Genomic DNA, 23,301 nt, shown 5'->3' on the forward strand with positions numbered 1-23,301 from the left:
GGTACTCCTATTTAAAGAGAACCATAAAAGCAGGTTGAAATTTTTTTCGCAATCTGCATAATTCCGCAGCTCTTTGCAGCGGAAGTGATGCGCCGCTGCCCAAGACTCCGCCGCAATTGGACGCGCTGACCCGAGCCCCCTATAGCGTCCGTGCCCGGCGGCCTTTGACTTGTCAAAGACCGTACTATTCAGTAAGATCCGCCGTCTAATTTTTGCAGGCGGCCCCTGAGGCTATACAGAATGAAAACTTTTACCGCTAAACCGGAAACAGTAAAGCGCGACTGGTTCGTCGTCGACGCTGCTGGCCAGACCCTGGGTCGTTTGGCCACCGAAATCGCGAGCCGTCTGCGTGGCAAGCACAAGCCGGAATACACGCCGCACGTTGACACCGGCGACTACATCGTCGTCATCAACGCTGAGCAGATCCGTGTGACCGGTGCCAAGACCACCGACAAGATCTACTACTCTCACTCCGGTTTCCCGGGCGGGATCAAGTCGATCAACTTTGAAAAGCTGATCGCCAAAGCTCCTGAGCGCGTGATCGAGACCGCGGTCAAGGGCATGCTGCCTAAGAACCCGCTGGGTCGCGACATGTATCGTAAGCTGAAAGTCTATGCGGGCACTGCACACCCTCATACTGCTCAGCAGCCCCAAGAACTGAAGTTTTAACGGAATAGTTCATTATGTCGGCGACTCAAAATTACGGCACTGGCCGTCGCAAGACCGCAACCGCACGCGTTTTCCTGCGTCCGGGTACCGGTAACATCTCGATCAACAACCGTTCTCTGGAGAATTTCTTCGGTCGCGAAACTGCCCGCATGGTAGTTCGTCAGCCGCTGGAACTGACCGAGACTGGCGCCAAGTTCGACATCTACGTCACCGTTATCGGCGGCGGTGTGAGTGGTCAAGCTGGCGCAATCCGCCACGGTATCACCCGCGCTCTGATGCAGTACGACGAGACTCTGCGTGGCGCTCTGCGTAAAGCAGGCTTCGTGACTCGTGATGCGCGTGAAGTTGAACGTAAGAAAGTCGGTCTGCGTAAAGCGCGTAAGCGTCCGCAGTACTCGAAGCGTTAATTCGCTCTTCGTTCAAAAAGAACGCCCAGATTCCTCACGGAGCTGGGCGTTTTTTTATGGGCGTCTATTATTGGGTGAGGCGACACGACTCATTCACGGACGCCCCTGTCTACAAGGCCTTCCGTTTTGGCCTCCGGGTAATTCCTTGTCACTACAAGGGCATTTAATTACCATCCGGCAGGATTTTTGACAGCTAGACAATAATGTAATGAGCGCCTGGACACACAGGCCGATAAGAGCTGATGGGAGAGGACGGAATGAGCAATGACGGCGTGAATGCAGGCCGGCGTCGCTTCCTCGTGGTGGCCACCTCCGTGGTCGGCGCCGCAGGAGCGGTGGGGGCTGCGGTCCCGTTCGTAGGGTCATGGTCACCCAGCGCCAAAGCCAAAGCCGCTGGCGCCCCCGTCAAGGTCAACATCAGCAAGATCGAGCCAGGCCAGCAGATGATTGCCGAATGGCGTGGTCAGCCGGTGTTCATCGTCCGGCGTACTGAGGAAATCCTCAGCAACCTCGGCAAGCTCACCGGGCAGTTGTCCGATCCTGAATCAAAAAACTCCGCCCAACCCGCCTACGTCGACCCGGTCGTTCGTTCAATCAAGCCTGAGCTGCTGCTGTTGATCGGGATTTGCACGCACCTGGGTTGCTCGCCGACCTTCCGCCCCGAAGTGGCCCCTGCCGATTTGGGCAAAGACTGGGTCGGCGGGTATTTCTGTCCTTGTCACGGCTCTCATTACGACCTGGCCGGCCGCGTCTACAAATCGCAGCCTGCACCATTGAATTTGCCAGTTCCGCCGCATTCCTACGAGTCGGACTCAATCGTCGTCATTGGTGTCGATCAGGAGAAAGCGTAAATGAGCAAGTTCATGGACTGGATCGATGCGCGCTTCCCCGCAACCTCGCTGTGGGAAGACCACCTCAGCAAGTACTACGCGCCTAAAAACTTCAATTTTTTCTACTTTTTCGGCTCCCTGGCGTTGCTGGTGCTGGTCAACCAGATCATCACCGGCATCTGGCTGACGATGAGCTATACACCGTCGGCGGAGGAGGCGTTTGCGTCCGTTGAATACATCATGCGTGACGTCGAGTACGGCTCGATTCTGCGGCTGCTGCATTCCACCGGCGCGTCGGCGTTTTTCATCGTCGTGTACATGCACATGTTTCGCGGACTGCTGTATGGCTCGTATCAGAAACCCCGTGAGCTGGTGTGGATCTTCGGCATGCTGATCTATCTGGCGCTGATGGCCGAAGCGTTCATGGGCTACCTGTTGCCCTGGGGGCAGATGTCGTATTGGGGCGCGCAAGTGATTATTTCGCTGTTCGGCGCGATCCCGGTCATCGGCAACGACCTGACGCAATGGATACGCGGCGACTACCTGATCTCCGGCATCACCCTCAATCGCTTCTTCGCGCTGCATGTCGTGGCATTGCCCATCGTGATTCTCGGCCTGGTGGTGCTGCACATCCTCGCGCTGCACGAAGTGGGGTCGAATAATCCCGACGGGATCGATATCAAGAAGCACAAGGACGAAAACGGTGTGCCCCTCGACGGCATCGCGTTTCATCCGTACTACACGGTCAAGGATATTGTCGGCGTGGTGGTGTTCCTGTTTATCTTCTGCTCGATCGTGTTTTTCTTTCCGGAAATGGGCGGCTACTTCCTGGAGAAACCGAACTTCGAACAGGCCAATGCCTTCAAGACCCCTGAGCACATAGCGCCGGTCTGGTACTTCACGCCGTTCTACGCAATCTTGCGGGCGATACCGGACAAACTCATGGGCGTCATCGCCATGGGCGCCGCGATTGCGGTGCTGTTCGTGATTCCCTGGCTGGATCGAAGCCCTGTGAGGTCTATGCGCTACAAGGGTTGGCTGAGCCGGATCTGGCTGGTGGTGTTTTGCGTTTCATTCGTCATTCTCGGCGTGCTTGGTGTGCTGCCGCCCAGTCCCGGTCGCGCGTTGCTGTCCCAGGTGTGCACGTTCCTTTACTTCGCCTATTTCATCCTGATGCCGTTCTACACGCGTCTGGAGAAGACAAAACCCGTTCCAGACAGGGTGACTGGCTGATGAAAAAGCTATTAGCGGTGTTGGTTTTTGCTGCCATGCCTCTTTTGTCGTTCGCTGCTGAGCACGGCGGCCCGGAACTGGAAAGTGTTGACATCGATCTGTCCGACAAAGCCGCGATGCAGGACGGCGCGCGGACGTTTGCCAACTACTGCATGGGTTGCCACAGCGCCAAGTTCCAGCGCTACGAGCGGGTGGCCGATGACCTGGGGATTCCCCACGAGCTGATGCTTGAAAAGCTGGTGTTCACCGGTGCCAAGATTGGCGATCACATGAACATCGGCATGCAGCCGGCCGACGCCAAGACCTGGTTCGGTGCTGCACCGCCGGACTTGACCCTGGTGGCGCGCGTTCGCGGCACAGACTGGCTCTATGGCTACCTGCGCTCGTTCTATGAGGACCCTGCACGGCCATGGGGGGTGAACAACCGGGTTTTCCCCAACGTGGGTATGCCCAACGTGCTGGTGGGGCTGCAGGGCCGTCAGGTCGTTGGCTGCAAGCAGGTGCAGGTGGTGGAGGAGGGGAAAAAGCAATACGACCCGCTGACCGGTTCGCCGCTGACTCATGAGTCCTGCGACGAGCTGACCATCGTGCCCAAGACCGGCAGCCTGACGCCCGAGCAGTTCGACGACAAGATCAAAAACCTGGTGACCTTCCTTGCGTATTCAGCCAACCCGGTCAAGTTGCAGCACCAGCGCATCGGCACCTATGTTCTGCTCTATCTGGCGGTGCTTTTCGTGTTCGCCTATCTGCTCAAGCGCGAATACTGGAAGGACGTTCACTGATTGATTTGCCGTTCGACCCCCCACCCAACGCGCTCTGGGGCGCCGTTTTCGGGCCATGCACAGGCAGCGGGTATAGTGGCGGGTGAAAGATTGCAGAATTTACATTGTGTAAATGAGCTATCTTGTCGCCCGCGACGAACACTCGCTCACTGTGGATGCTGCCGAAAAGCGCCTCCAGGGCGCGTTCGTTTTTTCTGCTTATCGACATTTAACAAGCGAGGAGGACCGCCATGGGCGTGACCAACCGGTTGGCCTGTTACTCCGACCCCGCCGACCACTATTCCCACCGCGTGCGCATTGTGCTCGCAGAGAAAGGTGTCAGCGCCGAGATCATTGATGTCGTAGAGGGGCGTCATCCGCCCAAGTTGATCGAGGTGAATCCGTACGGCAGCGTACCAACCCTGGTCGACCGCGACCTGGCGTTGTACGAGTCGACGGTGGTAATGGAATACCTTGATGAACGCTACCCGCATCCGCCGCTGTTGCCGGTGTACCCGGTGGCACGCGCCAACAGCCGACTGCTGATCCATCGGATCCAGCGTGACTGGTGCGCACTGGTGGATTCGATCCTGGATCCGCGCAGCAAAGAAGCTGTGCGTGTGCAGGCGCGCAAGGAATTGCGCGAAAGCCTGACCGGCGTCTCTGCCCTGTTCGCGGAAAAAGCTTTTTTCCTGAGCGACGAGCAAAGTCTGGTCGACTGCTGTCTACTGCCCATACTCTGGCGTCTGCCGATTCTGGGTATTGAATTGCCACGGCCTGCCAAGCCGTTGCTTGATTATATGGAGCGCCAGTTTGCGCGTGAGGCATTTCAGGCAAGCTTGTCTGGTGTCGAACGCGACATGCGCTAAGGCCTAAGGAGCCGTTTGATGAACTCCAGTCGCCCCTATCTGATTCGCGCTCTGTACGAGTGGGTTGTGGATAACGATTGCACACCTCACATTCTGGTGAATGCTGAATACCCCGCCGTCCAGGTGCCTCAGGGCTTCGCCAACGACGGGCAGATCGTGCTGAACATCTCGCCGAGCGCGGTTCGACACTTGCACATGGACAATGACGCGGTCAGTTTCGAAGGCCGCTTCGGTGGTGTGCCACACACGTTGTACGTGCCTATCGCCGCGATCATGGGCATATACGCGCGTGAGAATGGCCAGGGCATGGTGTTTGACCTGGAACCTGCGGTGGACGACGACGAGGACTTCGAGTCCGAAGACGACACCTCGCCACCGGATGACGAACCACCGCGCCCTACCGGCCGGCCGAGTCTGAAAGTGGTCAAGTAACTGACCATGCAGCACCAAAAAAGGCGATCCTCTCGGATCGCTTTTTTCGTTTCGCGAGGTCTGTAGGAGCCAACTTGTTGGCGAAGCAGGCGCTGCGGTGTTGCGGCTTAACGGCTTCGCGAACAAGTTCGCTCCTACAGATCCGTGCTTTCCCCTGGAGCGCGGTTCACCTGCGCTACGCGGCCTCAGAATTAATCGATGTACTCAAACAGCTTCACGATCTTCTGCACGCCGCCGACGCCTTGCACCAGGCTGGTGGCGCGGGTGGCTTCTGCCTGAGTGAGCAGACCCAGCAGGTAGACGATGCCGTTCTCGGTCACGACTTTGATGCGCGAGCCCGGGATGGCGCTGTCAGTGAGCATCTCGGTCTTGATCTTGCTGGTCAGCCAGGCATCACTGCTGCGCGCGAGCATGGAGGAGGGGGCAATCACCTGCAGCTCGTTGTTGACCTTCTTGACCTTCTGCACGGCAGCGGCCGTCTGCTCGGCCAGTTGCTTGAGGTCGGCGCGAGGCGTTTGCCCGGCCAACAGCACGATGCCATTGAAACTGGTCACGACGATGTGGGAATTGTCGTCCAGATCAGGGCTGGCCTTGGCGATGTTGACCGAGACCTTGGTTTCGATCAGCGAGTCATCGATCTTGCTGCCGAAGGTGCGTGTGCCACGGTCATCATCAATCGGCTTTTCACGGCTGGCATTGATCACCGAGCTGCATCCGCTGACACCCAGGCACAGCGTCAGGGCCAATAGGCTAAGACGTTTAGAAATCATTCTTCACTCCCGAACAGTTGGCTGTCGATCAAATCGCAGAGGCAATGGATCGCCAGCAGGTGGACTTCTTGAATACGTGCGGTGACCTTTGCAGGGACGCGGATCTCCACGTCCTCTGGCAGTAGCAGCGACGCCATGTCGCCGCCGTCGCGCCCGGTCAGGGCGACAACGATCATTTCCCGGTCGTGGGCGGCCTGAATGGCCTGGACGATATTGGCAGAGTTGCCGCTGGTGGAAATCGCCAGCAGCACATCGCCGGGCTGGCCCAGCGCGCGAATCTGCTTGGAGAAGATTTCGTTATAGCTGTAGTCGTTGGCGATCGAGGTGATCGTCGAAGTGTCGGTCGTCAACGCGATGGCGGGCAGGCTCGGGCGCTCACGTTCAAAGCGATTGAGCAGCTCGGAGGAGAAGTGTTGAGCATCACCGGCCGACCCGCCGTTGCCGCAGGAAAGCATTTTGCCTTCGTTGAGCAGGGCATTGACCATCACCTGACTGGCTTGCTCGATGTGCGGTGCAAGAACCTCCATCGCCTGTTGCTTGGTATCGATGCTGGCCTGAAAAAGCTGGCGAATTCGGGATTGCATGTCCATCTATGTAAACCTTAATAAGGGCGACGGCTGGTAAGAAGCAGTCTGAAGGATCTCATCGGCTTCCCGGCACAAAATGTGCGGCCCGCAAAGCAAAGAGCACATCGGGTTCAGGTTGTTCTTCTACGTGTATCGACAGGTCTGGTGTCGTTGATCAGGTCTCGAACGCATGCTTGAGCCAGTTCAAGGGAGGGTTGGAACCAGGATCCCCACTGATGGCGACAACGTCGAACCGGCAGGGAGCATTGGCCCACTGCGCTTCTTGCTGAAGGAACAGTTGGGCGGCGAGTATGAGCTTTTCCTGCTTGCGGTAATCAACGCTTTCCAGCGCTCCGCCCCATCCCGCGTGGCGACGATAGCGAACTTCGACGAATACTACTGCATCGCCGTCGAGCATGACCAGATCAAGCTCGCCACGGCGGCAGCTCCAGTTCTGGGTAATCAACGTCAAACCGTGCTGCTGCAGGTGGCGCAGGGCGCAGGCTTCTGCCTCGCGCCCTGCGTGTTGTCGCGTACCGCTTGGCATCAAGGTGCGGTGTCGGGCAGGCGCTGGATTCTGCCGTCGACGAATTCGGCCCACGGCAGTTGACGCTCGACGCGTTGGGTCGGGCCGATGGCCAGGCTGCCGGACAACCCGTCGAGGCGCGTTTCAGGCAAAGTCTTCAACTGACCCAGGCGTGGCGCCAGGCGGTAGGCATCGATGCCCATCGCGTACAGTCGACCCAGGCTCCCGGCGGCTTGCGGCCATTGCGCGGTGACTTGCTGGTGCAGCGGGTCAGTCGCGTCGAGCAGCCATGGGGTTTCGCAGAAGCGCACGCCATTGAGGTCGGTGTACTGCGCCTGATCGCCGCTGTTGGTAAACAGGTGCGAGGTCGCGTAGACCGGCACATCCCCTGCGTACTGGAACACCATGGTCGGCTTGATCTGCTGCGCCTGTTGAGGGGTCGCGGCCAGGAACATGAAGTCGATGTCCTGACGACGCGAAGGCTGTGCGGCCACGGTGGCGCCCGTGGTGCTTTGCACGCGCTGTGCGCGGCCCTCACTGTTGCGCAGCTGGAACAGCTCGGCAATCTGTTGGGCCAGGGCAACCGGCTGATCGACGCGCTCGGCGCCCAGCAACGTGCCGCCCTTGGCCTGCCAGCTCTGACGGAAGGCATCCAGTACGCGGTCGCCCCATTCGCCTTTCGGCACCATGGCAACGGCGCTGCGCTTGCCGTCAGCCCAGGCACGACGCGCCACTTCACGGGCTTCGTCTTCAGCGGACAAACCGAACTGGAACAGCTGCGGCGGGCCTTCGGCATTGGTGTCGCTGTAGTTCAGGGCCAGGGTCGTGATGGGCAGTTGCTCGCGGCTGCTGAGCTGCTTGACCAGTGGTTTTTCCAGCGGACCGACCACGAGCTGCACGCCGGCGGCCTTGGCTTGCTGGTAGAACGCGTCCATCGAGGTCACGCGGGAGCTGTCGAAGACTTCAATGGCGGGAGGATTTTGACCGGCTTGCTGCGCCTGATAGTGCGCAGCCATGAAGCCGTCACGCAACGCACGGGCGACCGAGGCCAGCGCGCCGTCCTGCGGCAACAGCAGGGCGATCTTGGTCAGCGGCTCGCTTTTCAGATCACGCAGTTGCGCCAGCGTGGTGGGCAGTTGCAGGGCAGCCGGGTGTTGCGGGTTCTGTGCTTTCCACGCGTCGATGGCAGCCTGCTGCTGTTCCAGCGTGCCGGCGCCCTTGATGGCGCGGGCAAGGCTCAGCCAGCCGCCCATAACGTCGGTGGCAGAGCTTTGCAATTGCTCGGAGGGCAGCGCTGCGATGAGCGCCCAGATAGCATCATTGTTAGCGCTGGCGTCGGCGCCTTTGAGCATCGGCGACATATAGACGCGTTCACTCGCTGCTGCGGAGGCCTGGTTGTCAGCCTCCAGCGCCCTGGCACGCACGGTGTGCGCCCGGACCTGCAGATCAACAGGCATCTGGTCCAGGTTTTGAAGACTTGGGTGGCTGAGCGCGGTCAGCGCAGCTTTGGGCTGGCTACGGATCATTGCCAGTTCAGCGGACAGGGTGCTGGCATAAATCTGTTTGTCCGGCTTGAGCTGATCCATTTTGACCTGCTCGAGAATACTCGCCCCGCGGCCTGGATCGTTCTGGCGAGCAGCCTGATCAGCGGCGGTAAGCCTGAGCAGTGCCGCCTGGTCCGGCGATTTGGCTGCCGAAGCTTGTTCGAGCAATTGCTCGATGGTGGCGTCAGGGGTACGGGGAAGTTCGCCGAGGCTGGAGGAGGGTGAACTGGCGCAGGCTGCCAGAAGGGCAGCCAGGCAGAGGGCAGAGAACAGCCGCAGGCAAGCGATCATGTGTATGTTCCTGATACTCGAGCAAATTAGCGTGGAAGTGTACCCAAGCACTGGCCGGGGTGCGACGTTAGTGGCGTTAAAGCCGCGATATTGGTCGTGCCGGGGCGCGATATCGTGGCGGGCCTGAGGGTGCTGCATCCTCGCTGGACTCTCTGCGGGGTTGAATCACGGCGTCCTTCATTTTCACTCTCCCTTTACCCGGCCCCCGCTTGAAGCGTTCTTACGCTGTACAATGCGGGCTTTTACTGAACATGAGGTGTGCGCTTTGACTGCTCCGGGTGCTTTGAATTCCACTGTCGGATCGCTTTATGTGGTGGCGACGCCGATCGGTAACCTGGACGACATGAGTGTGCGCGCCTTGAAAGTGCTGCGCGAGGTGGCGTTGATCGCCGCCGAGGATACCCGGCACTCTTTGAGGTTGATGCAACATTTCGGCATCGCGACACCTTTGGCGGCATGCCACGAACACAACGAGCGTGAAGAAGGCAGCCGTTTCATCACCCGCTTGCTGGCGGGTGACAGTGTTGCGCTGATCTCCGATGCCGGTACGCCGTTGATCTCCGATCCGGGGTATCACCTGGTGCGTCAGGCGCGTGCCGCTGGCGTGCCAGTAGTACCGGTGCCGGGCGCGTGCGCCTTGATCGCGGCCTTGTCGGCAGCAGGGCTGCCCTCCGATCGTTTCATCTTCGAGGGGTTTCTGCCGGCCAAGGTCGTGGGTCGCAAGGCTAGGCTTGAGTTGCTCAAGGAAGAACCGCGCACGCTGATCTTCTACGAAGCGCCGCACCGCATCCTTGAATGCCTGCAGGATCTGGAAGCCGTTTTCGGTGCGGATCGACCGGCGGTCCTGGGACGTGAATTGACTAAAACTTTCGAAACGCTCAAGGGTCTGCCATTGGGAGAGCTGCGCGCCTTCGTTGAGGGCGACAGCAATCAGCAGCGAGGCGAATGCGTAGTGCTGGTGGCCGGGTGGACTGAGCCGGAAGGCGAGGATGTCATCGGGGCCGAGGCGCGACGGGTGCTGGACCTGCTGCTGGAGGAAATGCCGCTCAAGCGCGCTGCTGCGCTGGCGGCCGAAATCACCGGCGTGCGCAAGAACCTGCTGTATCAGGTTGCACTGGATAAACAGAAGGGCGAGTGATTCCGAGGGTGTGTGCCGTGGCGTATTGGCACATGGGGCTGATAAAGCTTGTTCTCCAGGCACCGTCCCATTAACCTTGGCGGCGGAGAGTCGATTGGACAGTCGCTGCCTTCTGTTGTTCCGCAACAGGGGGGGGAGGAAAGTCCGGGCTCCATAGGGCGGAGTGCCAGGTAACACCTGGGGGGCGCGAGCCTACGGAAAGTGCCACAGAAAATAACCGCCTAAGCACTTCGGTGCCGGTAAGGGTGAAAAGGTGCGGTAAGAGCGCACCGCACGGCTGGCAACAGTTCGTGGCTAGGTAAACCCCACTCGGAGCAAGACCAAATAGGGTTCCAAGGCGTGGCCCGCGCTGGAACCGGGTAGGTTGCTAAAGATGTCCAGTGATGGCCATCGTAGAGGAATGACTGTCCTCGACAGAACCCGGCTTACAGATCGACTCTCCACCTTTTTCTCCCTCGTTTTTTTGTAGCGCAAAATCCCCTTCGTAATACCGAAAAAATCTTACGCTTAATAAATCACTTTAAGTTAGAGCCTCAACCTTTTGAGGTTTCAAAGATTTATTCGCAATAACCCTCCGTAATATCGCAAAACCCTCCTGATACCGCTCCTAAATCTCCGTTCTGTAAGGCTTTTCCTGTGGAACGCTCCTTGACGGTGTGGTGGCCGCATTCCTATAGTGTGCGCAAGTGGCAGAAAGTGGCGTGAAGTGGGTTTTTTGAACGCAAAAAGCTAATATTTGGAGAATGCGCCTGTGTTTCGTGGTGCCAACGCAATCAATCTCGATGCAAAGGGCCGTCTCGCTATGCCGAGTCGGTACCGTGACGAGTTGGATTCGCGTAGCGCCGGGCAGATGATTGTGACAATCGACACCGTTGACCCATGCCTTTGCATCTATCCGCTCCCGGAATGGGAACTGATCGAGGCGAAATTGCGTGAGCTTGCCACGTTCCGTGAGGAAAACCGTCGTTTGCAGCGTTTGTTGATTGGTAACGCCGTCGATCTGGAGCTCGATGGCAGTGGGCGTTTCCTGGTGCCACCTCGCTTGCGCGACTACGCCAAGCTGGACAAGCGCGTGATGCTGGTCGGCCAGCTCAATAAGTTTCAACTGTGGGACGAGGACGCCTGGAACGCTCTTGCTGATGCGGATCTGGCGGCCATTCAAAAACCGGGTGCGATGCCCGATGAACTGCGTGATTTGATCTTGTGACTATGAATAGCGGCTTTACCCACATCACCGTACTGCTCCAAGAAGCCGTCGAGGCTCTCGCGGTGCGCGCTGATGGCTGCTATGTGGATGGCACGTTCGGGCGCGGCGGGCACAGTCGGCTGATTCTGCAAAACCTCGGGCCGAACGGACGGCTCCTGGGATTCGATAAAGATCCTCAAGCGATTGCCACAGGGCAAGCGCTGGCGGCCGAAGACGGCCGCTTTGTCATTGTGCAGCGCAGCTTTGCCGAAATGGGCGAAGAGGCTCAAAACCAGGGGCTGGCGGGCAATGTCAGCGGCATCCTGCTGGACCTGGGTGTTTCTTCCCCGCAGCTGGATGACCCTGAACGCGGTTTCAGTTTCATGAACGACGGCCCGCTGGACATGCGCATGGACCCCTCTCGCGGTATCAGTGCAGCGCAGTTCGTCAACACCGCGCCGGCTGAAGAAATCGCCCGCGTGTTCAAAGAGTACGGTGAAGAACGCTTCGCCCGGCGCATGGCCGGTGCTGTCGTGGCGCGCCGCGAAACCCAGCCATTCGAACGCACTGGCGATCTGGCCGAAGTGCTCAAGGTCGCCAATCCGGCCTGGGAAAAAGGCAAGAACCCGGCGACCCGTGCTTTTCAAGGGCTGCGCATTCACGTCAACAACGAACTGGGCGATCTGGAAGCCGGCCTTGAAGCCGCGCTAGAAGCGCTGGAAATCGGTGGTCGTCTGGTGGTGATCAGCTTCCACTCGCTGGAAGACCGTATCGTCAAATTGTTTATGCGCAAACTGGTCAAGGGCGAAGCCGACAACCTGCCGCGCAACCTGCCTATCCGTCATCAGGCGTTCGAGCCGAAAATCAAACTCATCGGCAAGGCGCAGTTCGCTTCCGATACCGAAACCAAGGCCAATCCACGTTCACGCAGCGCCGTCATGCGCGTTGCGGAGAAGCTTCGATGAGCCGCGTTTTCCTGAAACCGCTTCCCGGTGGCAGCTTCTTCATGCTGCTGCTGTTTGTCGCCGTCCTGATATCGGCAGTGGGCGTCTCCTACAGCGCGCACTGGAACCGTCAGTTGCTCAACTCGTTGTACAACGAACTCAGCGTGCGCGACAAAGCGCAGGCAGAGTGGGGCCGTCTGATTCTCGAACAGAGCACCTGGACCGCCCACAGCCGCATCGAAGCCCTGGCCACCGAACAACTGAAGATGCGAATCCCTGACGCCGCCGATATCCGCATGGTGACGCCATGATGAAGCTCGACGGGGCACTTTACCCATGGCGTTTCCGCGTGGTCGTGGGATTGTTGGCGATCCTGTCCCTTGCGATCTGCTACCGCATCGTTGACCTGCAAGTGATCGATCACCGTTTTCTGATCGAGCAGGGTGATGCGCGCAGCCTTCGCACCATTTCCATTCCCGCGCACCGTGGCCTGGTCACTGACCGTAATGGCGAGCCGCTCGCGGTCAGTACGCCGGTCGCGACGATCTGGGCGAACCCGTCCGAGATGCAGGCCGACAAGAGCAAGTGGGGCCAATTGGCTATCGCGCTCGGGCAAGATCCGAAAGCGCTGACCGAGCGCCTGGATCAACAGGCCAGCAAAGAATTCATTTACCTGGTCCGCGGCCTGACGCCGGAGCAGGGGCAGGCGGTTGTCGATCTGAAAGTGCCGGGTGTTTATTCGAAGGAAGAATTCCGGCGTTTCTACCCGGCAGGCGATGTGACGGCGCACATGGTCGGGTTCACCGACCTGGACGACCATGGACGCGAAGGCGTCGAACTGGCCTATGAAGACTGGCTGGCGGGCGTGCCCGGCAAGCGGCAAGTGATCAAGGACCGGCGCGGCCGCGTTATCAAGGACCTGCAAGTCACCAAAAACGCCAAGGCTGGAAAGACCTTGGCTTTGTCTATTGACCTGCGCCTGCAATACCTGGCGACCCGCGAGCTGCGCAACGCCATTCAGGAAAACGACGCCAAGGCCGGCAGCCTGGTGATCATGGACGTGAAGACCGGCGAAGTGCTGGCGATGGTCAACCAGCCAACGTACAACCCGAACAACCGTCGCACCATGGTGCCAGCCGCCATGCGTAACCGGGCCATCATCGACGTGTTCGAGCCGGGCTCGACGATGAAACCGATCTCGATGACGGCAGCTCTGGACAGTGGCCGTTGGAAACCGACCGACAAGGTCGAGGTTTACCCAGGCACGCTGCAGATCGGCAAATACACCATCCGCGACGTGACCAAAACAGAAGGCCCGATCCTCGACCTGACCGGCATTCTGATCAACTCCAGTAACGTCGGCATGAGCAAAGTAGCGTTCGACGTCGGCGGTGAAGCCATTTTCCGCGCCATGCAGCGCGTCGGTCTGGGCCAGTACACCGGCCTTGGCTTCCCGGGCGAGCGCGTGGGCAACCTGCCGAACTACCGCGAATGGCGCAAGGCAGAAACCGCCACGCTGTCCTACGGCTACGGTCTGTCAGTCACCGCGTTGCAGCTGGTTCACGCCTATTCGGCGCTGGCCAACGACGGCAAGCTGGTGCCATTGACCATCCTCAAGACCGACACGCCGCAGAGCTCGACTCAGGCGATTCCGGAAAAAACTGCCAAGACGCTGCAAGGCATGATGCAGCAGGTGATCGAGGACCCACGCGGCGTATACCGTGCGCGCGTGCCGTCGTATCACGTGGCGGGCAAGAGTGGTACCGCACGGAAAACGTCGGTGGGCACCAAGGGCTACGCTGAAAATTCCTACCGGTCGCTCTTCGCAGGCTTCGGCCCGATGAGCAACCCGCGTTACGCCATCGTGGTGGTGATCGATGAACCCAGCAAAGGCGGCTACTACGGTGGTCTGGTCTCTGCACCGGTCTTCAGCAAGGTCATGTCCGGCACGCTGCGTCTGATGAACGTGCGCCCGGACAACCTGGCTCCGATCCCGCCGGAGCAGGCCAACGCCGCGCCGGTTTCTGTACCTGCCAAGGGAGGGCGCGGCTGATGTCCTCGAGCCTGAGCAAGATTTTTGGTTACAGCGAGCGCGACCTGTCGATTCGCGAACTGACCCTGGACAGCCGCAAGGTCCGGCCGGGCGACCTGTTCCTGGCGATCCCCGGGTTCAAGGTCGATGGACGCGATCACATCAGTGACGCCATTGCCCACGGCGCGGCCGCCGTGGCCTATGAAGTCGAAGGCGCGAAAGTGCTGCCGATTACCGACGTGCCGTTGATTCCAGTCAAAGGCCTGGCCGCGCAATTGTCCGACATTGCCGGGCGCTTTTACGGCGATCCGACCCGCAGCCTGAATCTGGTGGGCGTCACTGGCACCAACGGCAAAACCAGCGTGACCCAACTGATCGCTCAAGGGCTGGATCAACTGGGCCAGCGCTGCGGGATCATCGGGACGCTGGGCAACGGTTTCGCCGGTGCGCTGAAAAGCGGCATCCACACCACGCCGGACCCGATCACCGTGCAGGCCACGCTCACCGACCTGCGCAAGGCCGGTGCCAAGGCCATCGCCATGGAAGTGTCTTCCCATGGTCTGGATCAGGGTCGGGCGACCGCCCTGGCATTCGACGTCGCGGTGTTCACCAATCTGTCCCGCGACCACCTGGATTACCACGGCACCATGCAGGCCTACGGCGCGGCCAAGGCCAAGCTGTTTGCCTGGAATGACCTGCGCTGCCGTGTGATCAATCTGGATGATGACTTCGGCAGCGAGCTGGCGGGGCAACAACAGCCTTCGCGCCTGATCACCTACAGCCTGGAAGACGCCAGCGCCTACCTGTACTGCCGCGAAGCGACGTTTGACGACAACGGCGTACGCGCCACGTTGGTCACGCCGCAGGGCGAGCATGTGCTGCGCAGCAGCCTGCTGGGGCGCTTCAATCTGAGCAACGTGCTGGCGGCGGTCGGTGCGCTGATGGGTCTGGATTATCCGCTGGATGAAATTCTCAAAGTGCTGCCGGGCCTTGAAGGCCCGGTTGGCCGGATGCAGCGCTTGGGTGGCGGTGCGCTGCCGCTGGTGGTGGTCGATTACGCCCATACCCCGGACGCGCTGGAAAAAGTCCTCACCGCGTTGCGGCCCCACGCTCAAGGTCAGCTGGCCTGCCTGTTCGGCTGCGGCGGTGATCGTGATCGCGGCAAACGGCCGTTGATGGCGCAGGTGGTCGAGCGTCTGGCGGACAAGGTACTGGTCACTGACGACAACCCAAGAACTGAAAGCCCCGCGAAGATTTTCGACGACATCCGCGCCGGATTCTCGGCCGTTGATAGCGTTACGTTTGTCGCCGGCCGTGGCGCCGCGATTGCCCAGCTGATTGCCAGCGCCGATGCGCGCGATGTGCTGGTGCTGGCCGGCAAAGGGCACGAGGACTACCAGGAAATCGATGGCGAGCGCCATCCGTTCTCCGATCTGGAAGAAGCCACCAAGGCGCTGGCCGCCTGGGAGGTCGCACATGCTTAAGCCGTTATTCTTCAGCGAACTGGTTGATCCGTTGGGTGGCCGTCTGGTGGGCGAAGACGTCGCGTTCGACGCTGTCAGCATCGACAGCCGCGACGTTGATGTCGGCGACTTGTTCATCGCCCTGACCGGCCCACGGTTCGACGGCCACGATTACCTGGATCAGGTTGCCGGGAAAGGTGCTGTTGGCGCACTGGTTGAACGCGAAGTCGCGGGGGCCAGCATCCCGCAACTGGTGGTCGCCGATACACGTCAGGCGCTTGCGCAGCTGGGCGCGCTGAACCGCAACGCCTTTATCGACAAGCCCGTCGCAGCCATCACTGGCTCCAGTGGCAAGACCACGGTCAAGGAAATGCTCGCCAGCATCCTTCGCACCCGCGGTCCGGTCCTGGCCACGCGCGGCAACCTGAACAATGAACTGGGCGTGCCGCTGACGCTACTGTCGCTCACGTCCGAATACGAAGCCGCGGTCATCGAGCTGGGCGCATCGCGCATCGGCGAAATCGCGTTCACAGTCAGCCTGACCAAACCTCACGTCACCGTGATCACCAATGCCGGGACCGCCCACGTCGGCGAGTTCGGCGGCCCGGACAAAATCGTCCAGGCCAAGGGCGAAATCATCGACGGCCTGGATGCCTTCGGCACGGCTGTCCTGAATCTGGATGACAAAGCGTTCGGCATCTGGCGCGCCCGCGCCGGTGACCGCAAGGTGCTGAGTTTCTCCCTGAGCAACGCGGCCGCCGACCTGTACGCCAGCGACCTGGGCATTGATGCGCGGGGCTGCCCTGCATTTACGTTGAACAGCCCGCTGGGTGCCGCGTCGGTGCAGCTCAATCTGCTTGGCGCGCACAACGTTGCCAATGCCATGGCGGCTGCCGCAGCGGCTTACGCACTGGACGTGCCGCTGCAAGGCATCGTCGACGGCTTGAACAACGTGCAGCCGGTCAAGGGCCGCACTGTTGCGCAACTGGCGGCAAACGGAATGCGCGTCATCGATGACACCTACAACGCCAACCCGACATCGGTGGCGGCAGCGGTCGACATCCTGGCCGGGTTTTCCGGCCGTACGGTGTTGGTCCTGGGCGACATCGGCGAGTTGGGCGACTGGGCTGAGCAGGGTCACCGAGAGGTGGGCGAATACGCCGTTGGCAAAGTCGACGCCTTGTACGCCGTTGGTCCGCTGATGGCCCATGCGACAAAAGCTTTCGGGCAGGATGCGCGCCATTTTGCCAGTCAGGCTGACCTGATCGCAGCGCTTGGCGCCGAGCAAGACACGAACACCACCATTTTGATCAAAGGTTCTCGCAGCGCCTCGATGGAAAACATCGTGGCCGCGTTGTGCGAAACCAAGCTGGAGAAACATTAATGCTGCTGCTGCTGGCCGAGTATCTGCAACAGTTCTACAAAGGCTTCGCTGTCTTCCAATACCTGACCCTGCGCGGGATTCTCGGCGTGCTCACTGCATTGTCGATGTCACTGTGCCTGGGGCCCTGGATGATCCGTGCCTTGCAGAGCAAGCAGATCGGCCAATCCGTACGGAACGACGGTCCGCAGTCGCACCTGTCCAAATCCGGTACACCGACCATGGGCGGCGCGCTGATCCTGTCGGCCATCGCCATCAGCACCCTGTTGTGGGCCGACCTGTCCAACCGCTACGTCTGGGTGGTGTTAGTCGTAACCCTACTGTTCGGCGGCATCGGCTGGGTCGATGACTACCGCAAGGTGATCGAGAAGAACTCCAAGGGGCTGCCGAGCCGCTGGAAATATTTCTGGCAGTCGGTGTTCGGACTGGGCGCTGCGCTCTTCCTTTATATGACGGCCAACTCCCCGGTTGAAACCACGCTGCTGATCCCGATGTTCAAGGACTTCAGCATCGCCCTGGGCGTGGGCTTCGTGGTCCTGACCTATTTCGTGATCGTCGGCTCCAGCAACGCGGTCAACCTGACCGATGGCCTGGACGGTCTCGCGATTCTGCCCACCGTGATGGTGGGCGGGGCGCTGGGCATTTTCTGCTACCTGTCCGGTAACGTGAAGTTCGCCGAATACCTGCTGATCCCTTACGTGCCCGGCGCCGGCGAACTGATCGTGTTCTGCGGCGCGCTGATTGGCGCAGGCCTAGGCTTCCTGTGGTTCAACACCTACCCGGCGCAAGTCTTCATGGGTGACGTCGGCGCACTGGCCCTGGGCGCAGCCCTTGGCACCATCGCCGTGATCGTGCGGCAGGAAATCGTCCTGTTCATCATGGGCGGGGTGTTTGTAATGGAAACCCTGTCAGTCGTCATTCAGGTTGCATCGTTTAAGTTGACCGGCCGCCGCGTTTTCCGCATGGCACCGATCCACCACCATTTTGAACTCAAGGGCTGGCCCGAGCCGCGCGTGATCGTCCGTTTCTGGATCATCACCGTGATTCTCGTGTTGATCGGCCTTGCCACCCTGAAACTGAGGTAGAACGAGTGTCACTTATCGCTTCTGACCACTTCCGCATCGTTGTCGGCCTCGGCAAGAGCGGCATGTCCCTGGTTCGCTTTCTGGCGAGCCGGGGCGTGTCGTTTGCCGTGGCCGATACGCGGGAGAATCCACCTGAGCTGGCGACCTTGCGTCGTGACTACCCGCAGGTGGAAGTGCGTTGTGGCGAGCTGGACATTGAATTCCTCTGCCGCGCCGACGAGCTGTACGTCAGCCCCGGTCTTGCGCTGGCGACCCCTGCCTTGCAGCAGGCCGCGATGCGTGGCGTCAAGTTGTCCGGTGACATCGAACTGTTCGCCCGTAACGCCAAGGCGCCGATCGTGGCGATCAGCGGTTCAAACGCGAAAAGCACCGTCACCACGCTGGTCGGCGAAATGGCCCTGGCCGCTGGCAAGCGCGTGGCCGTGGGCGGCAACCTTGGCGTCCCGGCGCTGGACTTGCTCAGCGACGACGTTGAGCTGTACGTCATGGAGCTCTCGAGCTTTCAGCTGGAGACCACTGATCACTTGGGTGCTGAAGTGGCCACCGTGCTGAACGTCAGCGAAGACCATATGGATCGCTACAGCGGCCTGCCGGCTTACCACCTGGCCAAGCACCGCATCTTCCGTGGCGCGCGGCAGGTGGTGGTCAATCGTCAGGACGCGCTGTCCCGGCCTTTGATCGGCGAAGGCGTTCCGGCCTGGACCTTCGGCCTGAACGCACCTGACATCAACGGTTTCGGTCTGCGTGAAGAGAACGGCGAAAAGCACCTGGCGTTCCAGTTCCAGACGCTGATGCCGGTTCGTGAATTGAAAATCCGTGGCGCGCACAATCAGTCCAACGCGCTGGCTGCGCTGGCGCTGGGGCATGCGGTCGGCCTGCCATTCGACGCGATGCTCTCCAGCCTGCGCACGTTTGCCGGGCTGGTGCATCGCTGCCAGTGGGTCGGCGAGTGTGAGGGCGTCAGCTATTACGACGACTCCAAGGCCACCAACGTCGGCGCCGCCTTGGCCGCTATCGAAGGGCTGGGCTCGGACATCGCCGGCAAGCTGGTGCTGATTGCGGGCGGCGACGGCAAGGGCGCTGATTTCGCGCCACTGAAAGCCCCGGTTGCCACCCACTGCCGCGCCGTGATCCTGCTGGGTCGCGACGCCGAACGACTGTCCACGACCTTCGGCGATTCCGTGCCGTTGGTACGCGTCACTACCTTGGAAGAAGCTGTGCAACGTGCTGCCGAATCGGCTCAGGCAGGGGACGCCGTGTTGCTGTCGCCCGCCTGCGCAAGCCTGGACATGTTTACGAATTTCGAAGAGCGCGGTCGCGTCTTCGCCCAGGCCGTGAGGGACTTGTCATGATTTTGGGTGTGATCAAGCCGTACCCGTCGCCGCTCATCAGCGGCCGTGGCATCGACGTGGATTTCCCGATGCTGGCCGGCTGCCTGGCGCTGCTCGGTCTGGGCCTGGTGATGATCGCCTCGGCCTCGTCCGAAGTGGCCGCCGCGCAGTCCGGCAACACGCTGGCGATGATGATTCGTCACCTGGTCTATCTGGTGCTGGGCCTGGGCGCCTGCGTGGTGACCATGCTGATTCCGGTCGCGACCTGGCAGCGTCTGGGCTGGCTGATGCTGGTGGGCGCGTTCGGTTTGCTGATTCTGGTGCTCGTGCCGGGGATCGGGCGTGAGGTCAACGGCTCGATGCGGTGGATCGGCTTCGGCATGTTCAACGTCCAGCCCTCGGAAATTGCCAAGGTATTTGTGGTGATTTTCCTGGCCGGTTATCTGATTCGCCGTCAGCAGGAAGTGCGCGAGAGCTGGATGGGCTTCTTCAAGCCTTTCATCGTGCTGCTGCCCATGGCCGGCCTGCTGCTGATGGAGCCCGACTTCGGTGCCACCGTCGTGATGATGGGCGCAGCTGCGGCGATGCTGTTCCTCGGCGGTGTCGGCCTGTTCCGCTTCACCCTGATGGTGGCGTTGGCGGTGGGCGCGGTGTTCGTGCTGGTCCAGGCGCAGCCTTATCGGATGGCGCGTCTGATCACCTTCACCGACCCGTGGTCCGATCAGTTCGGCTCCGGCTACCAGTTGACCCAGGCCCTTATCGCCTTCGGTCGCGGCGAATGGCTGGGCGTCGGCCTGGGCAACAGCGTGCAAAAGCAGTTCTACCTGCCTGAAGCCCACACTGACTTCGTGTTCTCGGTGCTGGCTGAAGAGCTGGGCGTCGTCGGCTCGCTGGTCACCGTTGGCCTGTTTGTGTTCGTCAGCCTCCGGGCGATGTACATCGGCATGTGGGCCGAGCGCGCCAAGCAGTTCTTCGCCGCCTACACCGCCTACGGCCTGGCGTTCCTGTGGATCGGTCAGTTTCTGATCAACATCGGCGTGAACGTGGGTCTGCTGCCTACCAAGGGTCTGACCTTGCCGTTCCTGAGCTACGGCGGCAGTTCGTTGATCATCTGCTGCGCCAGCCTGGGCCTGCTGCTGCGCATCGAGTGGGAATCGCGCAACAACATGGGCAGCGAAGAAGCCGAATTCAACGAGAGCGACTTTGCCGAGGAGCCCGCGCATGTCCGGAAATAACGTGCTGATCATGGCCGGCGGAACCGGGGGACATGTGTTCCCGGCGCTGGCCTGCGCGCGTGAATTTCAGGCGCGCGGCTACACCGTGCACTGGCTCGGCACACCACGCGGCATCGAAAACCAGCTGGTGCCTGAAGCCGGCTTGAAGCTGCACTTGATCAACGTCACCGGCCTGCGCGGCAAAGGGCGTTTGTCTCTGCTCAAGGCGCCATTGATGTTGGTCAACGCGTTGATGCAGGCGCGCAGGATCGTGCGTGAGCTCAAGCCTGTGTGTGCGGTCGGCTTCGGTGGCTACGTCACCGGCCCCGGCGGACTGGCGGCGAAGCTGTCGGGCGTGCCGCTGATCATTCACGAACAGAACGCAGTGGCCGGCACGGCAAACCGCAGCCTGGCGTCGTTCGCCAGCCGCGTGTGTGAAGCCTTCCCACAGACGTTCGCGGCCTCGGCCAAGCGGCGCACCACCGGCAACCCGGTGCGGGCCGAGCTGTTTTTTGAAACGCCGCGTCAGGCGCTGGCCGGACGCCGGCCACGGCTATTGGTACTGGGCGGCAGCCTGGGCGCCGAGCCGTTGAACAAATTATTGCCGCAGGCCCTCGCGCAGGTGCCTGTGGACGTGCGGCCTGAAGTGTTTCATCAGGCAGGCAAGAACCACGATGAAATCACCGCCGAACGCTATCGCGCGGCCGGCGTGGAGGCGCAAGTGGCGCCCTTCATCAAGGACATGGCCCAGGCGTATGGCTGGGCGGATCTGGTGGTGTGCCGTGCAGGCGCGCTGACCATCAGTGAACTGGCAGCCGCTGGTCTGCCGTCGTTGCTGGTGCCTTTGCCCCATGCCATCGACGATCACCAGTCCCGTAACGCCGATTATCTGGCCCGCGAAGGCGCTGCTTTCGTCATGCCACAAGCGACAACTGGCGCCGCCGAAATGGCCGCACGCCTGAATGAGGTTTTGATGCAACCCGAACAATTGATACGCATGGCCGCCACGGCTCGCCAACTGGCCAAGCCGGACGCCACCAACACCGTCGTCGATGTCTGCCTGGAGGTGGCCCATGGTTGAGAATCAACGCGCGATGCCACAGCCGGAGATGCGCCGCATCCGTCGCATCCACTTCGTCGGCATCGGCGGCGTGGGCATGTGCGGCATCGCTGAAGTGCTGTTGAACCTGGGCTATGACGTGTCGGGTTCGGACCTGAAAGCCTCGCCGGTGACCGAACGTCTCGAATCGTTCGGCGCGCAGATCTTCATCGGCCACCGCTCGGAAAACGCAGCGTCGGCAGACGTGCTGGTGGTTTCCAGCGCAGTGAACACCTCCAACCCGGAAGTGGCGACCGCCCTTGAGCGCCGCATTCCCGTGGTCCCGCGTGCCGAGATGCTGGCCGAGCTGATGCGCTATCGCCACGGCATCGCAGTGGCCGGTACTCACGGTAAAACCACCACCACCAGCCTGATCGCTTCAGTGTTCGCGGCCGGTGGCCTGGACCCGACCTTCGTCATCGGCGGCCGTCTGAATGCGGCCGGCACCAACGCGCAGTTGGGCACCAGCCGTTACCTGATCGCCGAAGCAGACGAAAGCGATGCCAGCTTCCTGCATCTGCAGCCGCTGGTGGCAGTCGTGACCAACATCGACGCTGACCACATGGCGACCTACGAAGGGGACTTCAACAAGCTGAAGAAGACCTTTGTCGAATTCCTGCACAACCTGCCGTTCTACGGGCTGGCCGTGGTCTGCATCGACGACCCCGTCGTGCGTGACATCCTGCCCTCGGTCAAGCGCCCGACGCTGACCTATGGCTTTGATGAAGCCGCCGACGTGCGCGCCATCAACGTTCGCCAAGACGGTATGCACACACATTTCACCGTGCTGCGCCGCGACCGCGAGCCGCTGGATGTGTCGGTGAACATGCCGGGCAACCACAACGTGCTCAACTCGTTGGCCACGATCGCCATCGCCACCGATGAAGGGGTCTCTGACGAAGCCATCGTTCAGGGGCTGTCGGGGTTCCAGGGTGTCGGACGCCGGTTCCAGGTGTACGGCGAACTGCCGGTCGAAGGCGGCAGCGTGATGCTGGTGGACGACTACGGTCACCACCCGCGGGAAGTAGCAGCCGTCATTGCCGCGGTACGCGGTGGCTGGCCGGATCGCCGTCTGGTCATGGTGTACCAGCCGCACCGTTACAGCCGCACCCGCGATCTCTACGACGATTTCGTGCAGGTCCTGAACGACGCGAACGTTTTGCTGTTGATGGAGGTCTATCCGGCCGGCGAAGAACCGATCCCGGGCGCGGACAGCCGTCAGCTCGCTCACAGTATTCGTCAGCGTGGCGTGCTGGACCCGATCTACATCGAGCGCGGCGTCGAGCTGGCGCCGCTGGTCAAACCGCTGCTGCGTGCCGGCGACATCCTGCTGTGTCAGGGCGCCGGCGACATCGGCGGTCTGGCGCCGCAACTGCTCAAGAGCCCACTGTTCACCGGCGCCATCGTCGCCTCCACCGAAGGGAAGCTGAAATGACAGCCGCCTTGCCGTCCTCACTCCTCTCGAACAGGGCGCCTGTGCGCCATGTTCGCGTTGCCGTGCGCGCGGACGGTAAGGGTGCGGACCAAGCG

General features: G+C 60.9%; 23 protein-coding genes and 1 other RNA gene. 20 read left to right on the top strand and 4 right to left on the bottom strand.

The window, feature by feature from the left end; genetic code table 11:
• The first annotated feature begins 240 nt into the window (after positions 1-240).
• The 7 genes from rplM to ABQX22_RS16345 all read left to right on the top strand — a co-directional run bounded on the left by rplM (position 241) and on the right by ABQX22_RS16345 (position 5,201).
• Entirely contained in the window at positions 241-669 is a 429-nt protein-coding gene (rplM, locus tag ABQX22_RS16315; protein WP_025166857.1) for a 50S ribosomal protein L13, read from the top strand.
• 14 nt (positions 670-683) lie between these two features.
• Entirely contained in the window at positions 684-1,076 is a 393-nt protein-coding gene (gene rpsI, locus ABQX22_RS16320) for a 30S ribosomal protein S9 (RefSeq protein ID WP_349800897.1), read from the top strand.
• Between the two features lie 257 nt (positions 1,077-1,333).
• On the top strand, positions 1,334-1,927 hold the full coding sequence (gene petA / locus ABQX22_RS16325) for a ubiquinol-cytochrome c reductase iron-sulfur subunit (protein WP_349800898.1): 594 nt from the start codon (positions 1,334-1,336) through the stop codon (positions 1,925-1,927).
• Complete coding sequence (locus tag ABQX22_RS16330) at positions 1,928-3,139, top strand: cytochrome b (protein WP_349800899.1); 1,212 nt, start codon at positions 1,928-1,930, stop codon at positions 3,137-3,139.
• On the top strand, positions 3,139-3,921 hold the full coding sequence (locus ABQX22_RS16335; protein WP_349800900.1) for a cytochrome c1: 783 nt from the start codon (positions 3,139-3,141) through the stop codon (positions 3,919-3,921). Before ABQX22_RS16330 ends, ABQX22_RS16335 begins: the two co-directional genes overlap by 1 nt.
• Positions 3,922-4,151: 230 nt before the next feature.
• Entirely contained in the window at positions 4,152-4,769 is a 618-nt protein-coding gene (locus ABQX22_RS16340; RefSeq protein ID WP_349800901.1) for a glutathione S-transferase N-terminal domain-containing protein, read from the top strand.
• Positions 4,770-4,787: 18 nt separating this feature from the next.
• Complete coding sequence (locus ABQX22_RS16345; RefSeq protein ID WP_349800902.1) at positions 4,788-5,201, top strand: ClpXP protease specificity-enhancing factor; 414 nt, start codon at positions 4,788-4,790, stop codon at positions 5,199-5,201.
• A gap of 191 nt (positions 5,202-5,392) precedes the next feature.
• Here ABQX22_RS16345 and ABQX22_RS16350 read toward each other — a convergent pair whose 3' ends face one another.
• From ABQX22_RS16350 to ABQX22_RS16365, 4 genes are all read right to left on the bottom strand, one after another.
• Entirely contained in the window at positions 5,393-5,971 is a 579-nt protein-coding gene (locus ABQX22_RS16350) for a BON domain-containing protein (RefSeq protein WP_349800903.1), read from the bottom strand.
• Complete coding sequence (locus ABQX22_RS16355; RefSeq protein ID WP_349800904.1) at positions 5,968-6,561, bottom strand: phosphoheptose isomerase; 594 nt, start codon at positions 6,559-6,561, stop codon at positions 5,968-5,970. Before ABQX22_RS16355 ends, ABQX22_RS16350 begins: the two co-directional genes overlap by 4 nt.
• A gap of 151 nt (positions 6,562-6,712) precedes the next feature.
• Positions 6,713-7,084: a YraN family protein gene (locus ABQX22_RS16360; protein WP_349800905.1), complete on the bottom strand. Its 372-nt coding sequence runs from the start codon at positions 7,082-7,084 to the stop codon at positions 6,713-6,715.
• On the bottom strand, positions 7,084-8,898 hold the full coding sequence (locus ABQX22_RS16365) for a penicillin-binding protein activator (RefSeq protein ID WP_349800906.1): 1,815 nt from the start codon (positions 8,896-8,898) through the stop codon (positions 7,084-7,086). Before ABQX22_RS16365 ends, ABQX22_RS16360 begins: the two co-directional genes overlap by 1 nt.
• Before the next feature lie 265 nt (positions 8,899-9,163).
• Between ABQX22_RS16365 and rsmI the strand changes: the two genes are divergently transcribed.
• The 13 genes from rsmI (at position 9,164) to murC (ending at position 23,206) form a co-directional block, all read left to right on the top strand.
• A complete protein-coding gene (gene rsmI / locus ABQX22_RS16370) occupies positions 9,164-10,036 on the top strand; it encodes a 16S rRNA (cytidine(1402)-2'-O)-methyltransferase (protein WP_349800907.1) in 873 nt (290 codons plus the stop codon).
• A gap of 86 nt (positions 10,037-10,122) precedes the next feature.
• Positions 10,123-10,480, top strand: an RNA gene (rnpB, locus tag ABQX22_RS16375) — RNase P RNA component class A.
• 307 nt (positions 10,481-10,787) lie between these two features.
• Positions 10,788-11,243 (top strand): division/cell wall cluster transcriptional repressor MraZ, encoded by a 456-nt coding sequence (mraZ, locus tag ABQX22_RS16380; RefSeq protein ID WP_268797805.1) that lies wholly within the window; start codon positions 10,788-10,790, stop codon positions 11,241-11,243.
• A gap of 2 nt (positions 11,244-11,245) precedes the next feature.
• Positions 11,246-12,187 (top strand): 16S rRNA (cytosine(1402)-N(4))-methyltransferase RsmH, encoded by a 942-nt coding sequence (gene rsmH / locus ABQX22_RS16385; protein ID WP_441005300.1) that lies wholly within the window; start codon positions 11,246-11,248, stop codon positions 12,185-12,187.
• Positions 12,184-12,477 carry a cell division protein FtsL gene (gene ftsL / locus ABQX22_RS16390; protein ID WP_349800909.1) on the top strand — a complete coding sequence of 98 codons (294 nt, stop codon included), beginning with the start codon at positions 12,184-12,186 and terminating at the stop codon, positions 12,475-12,477. The genes rsmH and ftsL overlap by 4 nt, the downstream gene beginning before the upstream one ends.
• Entirely contained in the window at positions 12,474-14,219 is a 1,746-nt protein-coding gene (locus ABQX22_RS16395; RefSeq protein WP_349800910.1) for a peptidoglycan D,D-transpeptidase FtsI family protein, read from the top strand. The genes ftsL and ABQX22_RS16395 overlap by 4 nt, the downstream gene beginning before the upstream one ends.
• A complete protein-coding gene (locus ABQX22_RS16400; RefSeq protein ID WP_349800911.1) occupies positions 14,219-15,682 on the top strand; it encodes a UDP-N-acetylmuramoyl-L-alanyl-D-glutamate--2,6-diaminopimelate ligase in 1,464 nt (487 codons plus the stop codon). The genes ABQX22_RS16395 and ABQX22_RS16400 overlap by 1 nt, the downstream gene beginning before the upstream one ends.
• Positions 15,675-17,045 carry a UDP-N-acetylmuramoyl-tripeptide--D-alanyl-D-alanine ligase gene (locus ABQX22_RS16405; protein WP_349800912.1) on the top strand — a complete coding sequence of 457 codons (1,371 nt, stop codon included), beginning with the start codon at positions 15,675-15,677 and terminating at the stop codon, positions 17,043-17,045. The genes ABQX22_RS16400 and ABQX22_RS16405 overlap by 8 nt, the downstream gene beginning before the upstream one ends.
• Positions 17,045-18,127 (top strand): phospho-N-acetylmuramoyl-pentapeptide-transferase, encoded by a 1,083-nt coding sequence (gene mraY / locus ABQX22_RS16410; RefSeq protein ID WP_349800913.1) that lies wholly within the window; start codon positions 17,045-17,047, stop codon positions 18,125-18,127. Before ABQX22_RS16405 ends, mraY begins: the two co-directional genes overlap by 1 nt.
• 5 nt (positions 18,128-18,132) lie before the next feature.
• Positions 18,133-19,479 carry a UDP-N-acetylmuramoyl-L-alanine--D-glutamate ligase gene (murD, locus tag ABQX22_RS16415; RefSeq protein ID WP_349800914.1) on the top strand — a complete coding sequence of 449 codons (1,347 nt, stop codon included), beginning with the start codon at positions 18,133-18,135 and terminating at the stop codon, positions 19,477-19,479.
• The gene (gene ftsW / locus ABQX22_RS16420) at positions 19,476-20,693 is read left to right on the top strand and encodes a putative lipid II flippase FtsW (protein WP_349800915.1); all 1,218 of its coding nucleotides are present in this window, start codon (positions 19,476-19,478) and stop codon (positions 20,691-20,693) included. The genes murD and ftsW overlap by 4 nt, the downstream gene beginning before the upstream one ends.
• Positions 20,680-21,753, top strand: coding sequence for an undecaprenyldiphospho-muramoylpentapeptide beta-N-acetylglucosaminyltransferase (gene murG / locus ABQX22_RS16425; RefSeq protein WP_349800916.1), 1,074 nt, complete (start codon positions 20,680-20,682; stop codon positions 21,751-21,753). The genes ftsW and murG overlap by 14 nt, the downstream gene beginning before the upstream one ends.
• A complete protein-coding gene (murC, locus tag ABQX22_RS16430) occupies positions 21,746-23,206 on the top strand; it encodes a UDP-N-acetylmuramate--L-alanine ligase (RefSeq protein ID WP_349800917.1) in 1,461 nt (486 codons plus the stop codon). Before murG ends, murC begins: the two co-directional genes overlap by 8 nt.
• The last annotated feature ends 95 nt before the right edge of the window (positions 23,207-23,301 follow it).

Origin of the sequence: Xanthomonas sp. WHRI 1810A, assembly GCF_040202885.1 — a bacterium.
Classification (GTDB): Bacteria; Pseudomonadota; Gammaproteobacteria; order Pseudomonadales; family Pseudomonadaceae; genus Aquipseudomonas.